Source organism: Phreatobacter sp., from assembly GCF_030691135.1.
Classification (GTDB): domain Bacteria; phylum Pseudomonadota; class Alphaproteobacteria; order Rhizobiales; family Phreatobacteraceae; genus Phreatobacter.
This window is the reverse complement of sequence record NZ_JAUYFA010000006.1, coordinates 1-8418: the sequence shown is the minus strand read 5'-3', so window position 1 is coordinate 8418 and position 8418 is coordinate 1. Positions and strand designations below refer to the sequence as shown.

Sequence of the window (8418 nt, the reverse complement as noted above, 5' to 3'; positions counted from 1 at the left end):
CCGCACCACCGACGTGACGGGCATCGTGACCCTTCCCGAGGGCACGGAGATGGTCATGCCGGGCGACAACATCGCCATGACCGTCAACCTGATCGTGCCGATCGCCATGGAAGAGAAGCTGCGCTTCGCCATCCGTGAGGGCGGCCGCACCGTCGGCGCCGGCGTCGTCGCTGCGATCATCGAGTGATCGGTGATTGATCGGACGGCTGGGGCGGACTATATCCTCGGCTGTCCTCTAGGGGTTTAGCTCAGCTGGTAGAGCGGCGGTCTCCAAAACCGCAGGTCGTGGGTTCGAATCCCCCAGCCCCTGCCAAATTCGAAGAACCTCGGCGATCCGATCGCCGGGGTTCTTCATTTTCAGGGAGCCGCGCCTGACATGCTGGACCTATCGACGCTCGCGTTGTTTGCACTGGCCTGTCTGGTGCTGACGATGACGCCCGGCCCGGACATGCTGTTGATCGCCTCGCGCAGCATCAGCCAAGGGCGCAAGGCGGGCTTTGCCACGCTCGCAGGCATTCAGGCCGGCACCTACGCCCATGCTTTGGCTGCAGCCTTGGGCCTGTCCCAGCTCCTTGTTGCGATGCCCATGGCCTATGACGTGGTGCGCTGGGCCGGAGCGGCCTATCTGCTGGTGCTCGCCTGGGCGAGTTTTCGAGCGGGCGGAGCGAGGTTTGCGCCCTCGGAGGGGCTCACGGCCGTGCCGTTAGGCCTCGTCTTCCGGCAGGGATTGCTGACCAACTTGCTCAATCCGAAGATGGTTCTGTTCGTGCTGGCATTGTTTCCGCAGTTCATCCGGCCGGAATTCGGCTCGATCGTCATCCAGACGCTGATTCTTGCGACCATCCTCAATCTCATCGGCCTGGCCGTGAATGGCGCGGTGATCCTGATGGTCGGCAGCCTGCGGCGGCGGTTTGCCACCAGCGGCCGCTTTGCTCGCCTGCCGCAATACCTGCTGGGCTGTGTGTTCGCAGCATTGGCGCTCCGGCTCGCCTGGAGCGAGAGCCGCTGATGCCGCGGTCCAGGGCCGGCTACGACCACATTTTCTTGACGCGCCGGTCCCGATCAGTTAGCAGACGCCACTCCCTGCCGGCCCGGTGACGGACATCCGGCGGGACGCGTTTCCTTTTTCCGGGCCGACGCGCCGGCTTTCACTCGCCAAGGGTGGGAGCGGTGTGCGGCCCTGTCCGGATTCTCACCATGGCGAAACCCAATCCTGTCGAATTCATGCAGCAGGTCCGCCAGGAGGCCAACAAGGTCACCTGGCCGACGCGCAAGGAGGTCGGTATCTCCTCGATCATGGTCGTGGTCTTCATGATCGTCTCGGCGATCTTCTTTTTCGTCGCCGATTCGGTGATCCGCTGGGGCGTCCAGACGCTCCTTTCGCTCGGCAGCTGAGGGAGCCCGTCCGTGGCGAAGCAGTGGTACGTGGTCCACGCCTATTCGAATTTCGAGAACAAGGTGGCCGAGGCCATCCGTGAGGGCGCGGCCCAGCGTGGCCTGTCGGAACTGTTCGAGGACATTCTCGTGCCGAAGGAGCGCGTCACCGAGGTGCGCCGCGGCCGCAAGATCGACACCGAGCGCAAGTTCTTCCCCGGCTATGTCCTCGTGAAGATGGACATGACCGACCAAGCCTATCACCTGATCAAGAACACCCCGAAGGTCACCGGCTTCCTCGGCGCCGACAAGAAGCCGATGCCGATCCCGGAAGCCGAGGCGATGCGCATCGCCCAGCAGGTCCAGGAGGGTGTCGACCGACCGAAGACGACGATCACCTTCGAGGTCGGCGAGAAGGTGCGCGTCAACGACGGACCCTTCGCCTCGTTCGAGGGCTTCATCGAGGAGGTCGACGACGGCCGCGCCCGCGTCAAGGTCGCCGTCTCGATCTTCGGCCGGCCGACGCCGGTCGAACTGGAATTCGGTCAGGTCGACAAGCTCTGACCTGATCGTGCCGCCGGCCATCGGCCGGCAGCGATACCGGCGGCCTCTCTGGCCGTCGGCGGAGGGGCGGTTCGCCGGTCCTCCTTCACCCGTGGGAGGCGAGGAGCGGCGGTTCGCCATCCGCTCCGAACCCGACCACGAAACCCAACCGGCCGCCCGAAAGGGTGCGTCAGGAGGACATCATGGCGAAGAAAATCGTCGGATTCATCAAACTGCAGGTGCCGGCCGGGGCCGCTAACCCCGCCCCGCCCATCGGTCCCGCTCTCGGTCAGCGCGGCCTCAACATCATGGAATTCTGCAAGGCCTTCAACGCGAAGACCCAGCAGATGGAAAAGGGGATGCCGATCCCGGTCGTCATCACCGCCTATCAGGACCGCTCCTTCACCTTCGAGATGAAGCAGCCGCCGGTGTCCTACTGGGTGAAGAAGGCCGCCAAGATCGACAAGGGCCACACGACCCCCGGCAAGGGCTTCATCGGCAAGATCACGCGCGGCCAGATCGCCGAGATCGCGAAGGCGAAGATGGTCGACATGAACTGCGACTCGGTCGAATCGGCCTCGTCGATGATCGAAGGCTCGGCCCGTTCCATGGGCCTCGAGGTGGTGGGGTAAGCCATGAGCGGAAAACGCTATCGTAAGACCCTCGAGGGCATCGACGCCGCCAAGACCTACGCGCTCGACGACGCCGTCAAGCTCGTCAAGGAGCGCGCGACGGCCAAGTTCGACGAGACCATCGAGATCGCCATGAATCTCGGCGTCGATCCGCGCCACGCCGACCAGATGGTCCGCGGCGTCTGCAACCTGCCGAACGGCTCCGGCCGGACCCTGCGGGTTGCCGTCTTCGCCCGCGGCGCCAAGGCCGATGAGGCCAAGGCGGCCGGGGCCGACATCGTCGGCGCCGAGGACCTGCTGGAAATCGTCCAGGGCGGCAAGATCGACTTCGATCGCTGCATCGCCACGCCGGACATGATGGGCCTCGTCGGCCGTCTGGGTAAGGTGCTGGGCCCGCGCGGCCTGATGCCGAACCCGAAGGTCGGCACGGTGACCATGGACGTGAAGTCGGCCGTTGCAGCCTCCAAGGGCGGCGCCGTCGAGTTCCGCGTCGAGAAGGCCGGCATCATCCACTCGGCCGTCGGCAAGGTTTCGTTCGAGCCCGGCAAGCTGGTGGAGAACATCAAGGCCTTCGCCGATGCCGTCGTGAAGGCGCGGCCGACCGGCGCCAAGGGTACCTATGTCCAGAAGATCGCGATCTCCTCGACCATGGGGCCCGGCGTGAAGGTCGACCCGTCGAGCGTTCTCAACGCCTGATGCGGACCGGGGCGCGCGCATCGCGTGCGCTCCGAGCGGTCGCGCGTTCGGGATGCAGCTCTGCAAGCGAGGTAGGGCAGGCCAGAAAAATGGCCTGCCCCCCTTGGCAAGTGGAAAAGCCTTTGCTAGACGACGCCGGCTAGGGGTGTGGGCAACCACGCCCTCATTGCGTTTGGCCCAAGGATCGCGATTCGCCGTTTTTCGGGGGTGCGGTCGACGCAGGAGACGCCGGGAGCTTCCCGGACCCTGATCAGGAGTCCGACACGAGTTTTGTGAAGAGCTTCCGCGCAGGGAAACCCGCGCGGCAAGGCCGGTGGAGTTGTCCCACGAGGGTCCGAGGACCCGGGACCGCGAAACCGGATCGTCCTGTCCGAGACTGCAGGCGAGGGGGTCTCCCCTCTTAATCGCCAAGCCTGCACAGACGGGTGAAGACCATTTCACCGGCGGTGACGCCGAGGGAAGGGTTCGAACTCAAGGCACCTCGGCCGAGGGATTCATCCCGCGGTGTTCCAGAGGGGACAGGGCCGAACGTCGATCGTTCGGAGGCCGGCTCGCCGGCGCCGATGATCGGCAGGTGCAACCCGGGGTTCTCCGCAAGGAGGCCCCGACCAGAGAGAGCAAACGTGGATCGCACGGAAAAGAAGGAGCTGGTCGGCACGCTCAACGAGGTCTTCAAGACCTCCGGCGTCGTCGTCGTCGCTCACTATTCCGGCCTCACCGTCGCGCAGATGCAAGACCTCCGTCGCAAGATGAAGGCCCAGGGCGCGTCAGTGAAGGTCACCAAGAACCGCCTCGCCAGGATCGCTCTCGAAGGCACGGACGTCGCGTCCATCGGAGCCCTGCTGAAGGGTCCCACGATTCTGGCCATCAGCCAGGATCCGGTCGCGGCACCGAAGGTCGCCTCGGACTTCGCCAAGCTGCATGACAAGTTTGTCATCCTTGGCGGCGCCATGGGGACGACCGCTCTGAACCCGGACGCTGTGAGGGCACTCGCCACACTGCCGTCGCTCGACGAACTGCGCGCCAAGCTCGTGGGCCTCATCCAGGCTCCCGCGACCAAGCTCGCCCAGCTCTCGACCGCGCCCGCTGCAAAGCTCGCGCGCGTGTTCACTGCTTATGCCGACCGAGACAAGGCCGCGTGAGGCACCTCTCACTCAATCCGGTTCGAACCGTTCAAAAGGAAAATGCAAATGGCTGATCTCGCCAAAATCGTCGACGAACTGTCGTCGCTTACCGTTCTCGAAGCCGCCGAGCTCGCGAAGATGCTCGAAGAGAAGTGGGGCGTCTCCGCCGCCGCTGCCGTGGCCGTCGCCGCTGGCCCGGGTGCCGGCGTCGCCGCTGCCGCCGTCGAGGAGCAGACCGAGTTCACCGTGATGCTTGCCGCCATCGGCGACAAGAAGATCGAGGTGATCAAGGAAGTCCGCGCCATCACCGGCCTCGGCCTGAAGGAAGCCAAGGACCTCGTCGAGGCCGCTCCGAAGGCCGTCAAGGAAGGCGTTGGCAAGGACGAAGGCGAAAAGCTGAAGAAGCAGCTTGAAGCCGCCGGCGCCAAGGTCGAACTGAAGTGATCAGGCTCCGCGCGGGCGGTCTTCGGGCCGCCCGTGCGGGCTTTTCCGTCCCGGGTGACCGGAGCGGACCCGCCGTGAGGCGGATATGCATTCGAATGCGGGGCTTTCGGGCACCGCTGATCTAACAGAGGTTGTCAGCGTTTGACCGGACGGTCCAGGGTCGCCTATCGGCCCGCATGTGGACCGTCCGGTCAGGCGTCTGCGACGGGAGCGGCTCCATCAAGCCCGCCCGTCGCTGGAACCAGGGCCGCCGCCGACGCCTGGCGGCCCAAGCGAGAGGCGACATGGCTCAGACTTTCACCGGCCGCAAAAGGTTCCGCAAGTTCTTCGGCAAAATCAGGGAAGTCGCGACGATGCCGAACCTCATCGAGGTTCAGAAATCGTCCTATGACCAGTTCCTGATGGTCGACGAGCCCAAGGGCGGACGCTCCGACGAGGGGCTGCAGGCCGTGTTCAAATCGGTGTTTCCGATCACCGATTTCTCCGGCAGCGCCATGCTGGAGTTCGTGAAGTACGAGTTCGAGCTGCCGAAGTACGACGTCGACGAGTGCCGCCAGCGCGGCATGACCTTCGCCGCCCCGCTCAAGGTGACGCTGCGCCTCATCGTGTTCGATGTGGACGCCGACACCGGCGCGAAGTCCGTCAAGGACATCAAGGAGCAGGACGTATACATGGGCGACATCCCGCTCATGACGTCGAACGGCACCTTCATCGTCAACGGCACCGAGCGCGTCATCGTCTCGCAGATGCACCGGTCGCCGGGCGTCTTCTTTGATCACGACAAGGGCAAGACCCATTCCTCGGGCAAGCTGCTGTTCGCCGCCCGCATCATCCCCTATCGCGGTTCCTGGCTCGACATCGAGTTCGACGCCAAGGACATCGTCTATGCGCGCATCGATCGCCGCCGCAAGATTCCGGTCACGAGCCTGCTCTACGCGCTCGGCATGGGCTCCGAGGAGATCCTGGCGACCTTCTACAACCATATCCTGGTGACGAAGGACAAGAAGGACGGCTGGCGCGTGCCCTATGACGCCGCCCGTATGCGTGGCTACAAGTCCATCAACGACATGGTCGACGCCGATTCCGGCGAGGTCGTGCTCGAGGCCGGCAAGAAGCTCTCGGTCCGCGAGGCCAAGAAGCTCGCCGAGAAGGGCCTGAAGGCGCTGCGCCTGTCGACCGAGGAACTGGCGGGCCGCTATCTCGCCGAGGACATGGTCAACATGAAGACCGGTGAGATCTATGCCGAGGCCGGCGAGGAGATCACCGAGAAGATGCTGAAGATGCTGGTGGGCGAGGGCTACGAGGCCCTGCCGACCCTCGACATCGATCACATCACCATCGGCGCCTATATCCGCAACACGCTCGCCGCCGACAAGAACATGACGCGCGAGGATTCGCTCTTCGACATCTACCGCGTCATGCGCCCCGGCGAGCCGCCGACGGTCGAGACCGCCGAGGCCATGTTCCACTCGCTGTTCTTCGACAGCGAGCGCTACGACCTTTCCGCCGTCGGCCGCGTGAAGATGAACATGCGTCTCGACCTGACCGCCGAGGACACCGTACGGATCCTGCGCAAGGACGACATCCTCGCCGTCGTCAAGACGCTCGTGGAACTGCGCGACGGCAAGGGCGAGATCGACGACATCGACCACCTCGGCAACCGCCGTGTGCGCTCGGTCGGCGAGCTCATGGAGAACCAGTACCGCGTCGGCCTGCTCCGCATGGAGCGCGCCATCAAGGAGCGCATGAGCTCGGTCGAGATCGACACGGTCATGCCGCAGGACCTGATCAACGCCAAGCCGGCGGCCGCCGCCGTACGCGAGTTCTTCGGTTCCTCGCAGCTCTCGCAGTTCATGGACCAGACCAACCCGCTGTCCGAGATCACCCACAAGCGCCGCCTCTCGGCGCTTGGACCGGGCGGCTTGTCGCGCGAGCGCGCCGGCTTCGAGGTGCGCGACGTGCACCCGACGCATTACGGCCGCATCTGCCCGATCGAGACGCCGGAAGGCCCGAATATCGGCCTGATCAACTCGCTGGCGACCTTCGCACGCGTCAACAAGTACGGCTTCATCGAGACGCCCTACCGCAAGGTGCGCGACGGCCGGGTCACCGACGAGGTGATCTATCTGTCGGCCATGGAGGAGGGGAAGTACTCCGTCGCCCAGGCCAACGCGCCGATCGACGAGAGCGGCAAGTTCATGGAAGACCTCGTCATCTGCCGCCAGGCGGGTGAGACGCTGCTGCTGCCCGTCGACCGCGTCGACTTCATGGACGTGTCGCCGAAGCAGCTCGTGTCGGTCGCCGCGGCGCTCATCCCGTTCCTCGAGAACGACGACGCCAACCGCGCGCTGATGGGCTCGAACATGCAGCGCCAGGCCGTGCCGCTGGTGAGGGCCGATGCGCCCTTCGTCGGCACCGGCATGGAATCGGTCGTCGCCCGTGACTCCGGTGCCGCCATCGCCGCCCGCCGCACCGGCGTCGTCGACCAGGTGGACGCCACCCGTATCGTCATCCGCGCCACCGAGGATCTCGATCCGACCAAGTCTGGCGTCGACATCTATCGCCTGATGAAGTTCCAGCGCTCCAACCAGTCGACCTGCATCAACCAGCGTCCGCTGGTGCGTGTCGGCGACATCGTCAACAAGGGCGAGATCCTCGCCGACGGCCCCTCGACCGATCTCGGCGATCTGGCGCTCGGCCGCAACGTCCTCGTCGCGTTCATGCCGTGGAACGGCTACAACTTCGAGGACTCCATCCTGCTTTCCGAGCGGATCGTGAAGGAAGACGTCTTCACCTCGATCCACATCGAGGAGTTCGAGGTCTCCGCCCGCGACACCAAGCTCGGGCCGGAGGAGATCACGCGCGACATTCCGAACGTGTCGGAAGAGGCGCTGAAGAACCTCGACGAGGCCGGCATCGTCTACATCGGCGCGGAAGTGCAGGCGGGTGACATCCTCGTCGGCAAGATCACGCCGAAGGGCGAGAGCCCGATGACGCCGGAGGAAAAGCTCCTGCGCGCCATCTTCGGCGAGAAGGCCTCGGACGTGCGCGACACCTCGCTGCGCGTACCGCCGGGCGTCACCGGCACCATCGTCGAAGTGCGCGTGTTCAACCGGCACGGCGTCGACAAGGACGAGCGCGCCATGGCGATCGAGCGCGAGGAGATCGAGCGTCTCGCGAAGGACCGCGACGACGAGCAGGCCATCCTCGACCGCAACGTCTACGGGCGCCTCGCCGAGGTTCTCGACGGCAAGACCGGCATTTCGGGTCCGAAGAGCTTCAAGAAGGATACGGTTCTCAACCGCGACCAGCTCGCCGAGTATCCGCGCGGCCAGTGGTGGGCCTTCGGTGTCGCCGACGACGCTCTGATGGCCGAGATCGAGGCCATGCGGAAGCAGTACGACGAGTCCAAGCGCCGCCTCGAGCAGCGCTTCCTGGACAAGGTCGAGAAGCTGCAGCGCGGTGACGAACTGCCGCCGGGCGTGATGAAGATGGTCAAGGTCTTCATCGCCGTGAAGCGCAAGATCCAGCCGGGCGACAAGATGGCCGGCCGTCACGGCAACAAGGGCGTCGTTTCCCGCATCGTGCCGATCGAGGACATGCCG

The 8418-nt window shown here is 65.1% G+C and carries 8 protein-coding genes, 1 tRNA gene and 1 pseudogene; all 10 read left to right on the top strand.

Annotated elements, in window-relative coordinates; translation table 11 throughout:
• A pseudogene (tuf, locus tag Q8O26_RS00895) lies at positions 1–187 on the top strand (elongation factor Tu); the annotation flags it as partial.
• Between the two features lie 50 nt (positions 188–237).
• Positions 238–313: transfer RNA gene (locus Q8O26_RS00890), tRNA-Trp, on the top strand.
• A 63-nt stretch (positions 314–376) separates the two neighbouring features.
• Entirely contained in the window at positions 377–1009 is a 633-nt protein-coding gene (locus Q8O26_RS00885; RefSeq protein WP_305572558.1) for a LysE family translocator, read from the top strand.
• A gap of 188 nt (positions 1010–1197) precedes the next feature.
• Entirely contained in the window at positions 1198–1395 is a 198-nt protein-coding gene (secE, locus tag Q8O26_RS00880; protein WP_305572557.1) for a preprotein translocase subunit SecE, read from the top strand.
• A gap of 12 nt (positions 1396–1407) precedes the next feature.
• Positions 1408–1938 (top strand): transcription termination/antitermination protein NusG, encoded by a 531-nt coding sequence (gene nusG, locus Q8O26_RS00875; RefSeq protein WP_106747998.1) that lies wholly within the window; start codon positions 1408–1410, stop codon positions 1936–1938.
• A 182-nt stretch (positions 1939–2120) separates the two neighbouring features.
• Positions 2121–2549, top strand: coding sequence for a 50S ribosomal protein L11 (gene rplK / locus Q8O26_RS00870; RefSeq protein WP_305572553.1), 429 nt, complete (start codon positions 2121–2123; stop codon positions 2547–2549).
• Between the two features lie 3 nt (positions 2550–2552).
• Entirely contained in the window at positions 2553–3245 is a 693-nt protein-coding gene (rplA, locus tag Q8O26_RS00865; RefSeq protein ID WP_296570792.1) for a 50S ribosomal protein L1, read from the top strand.
• A 623-nt stretch (positions 3246–3868) separates the two neighbouring features.
• Positions 3869–4387, top strand: a complete 519-nt coding sequence (gene rplJ, locus Q8O26_RS00860; RefSeq protein ID WP_305572548.1) for a 50S ribosomal protein L10 — start codon at positions 3869–3871, stop codon at positions 4385–4387.
• 48 nt (positions 4388–4435) lie between these two features.
• Positions 4436–4813: a 50S ribosomal protein L7/L12 gene (rplL, locus tag Q8O26_RS00855; protein WP_305572546.1), complete on the top strand. Its 378-nt coding sequence runs from the start codon at positions 4436–4438 to the stop codon at positions 4811–4813.
• 284 nt (positions 4814–5097) lie between these two features.
• Positions 5098–8418 (top strand): DNA-directed RNA polymerase subunit beta (gene rpoB / locus Q8O26_RS00850; RefSeq protein WP_305572545.1); only part of this gene is annotated, 3321 nt, incomplete at its 3' end.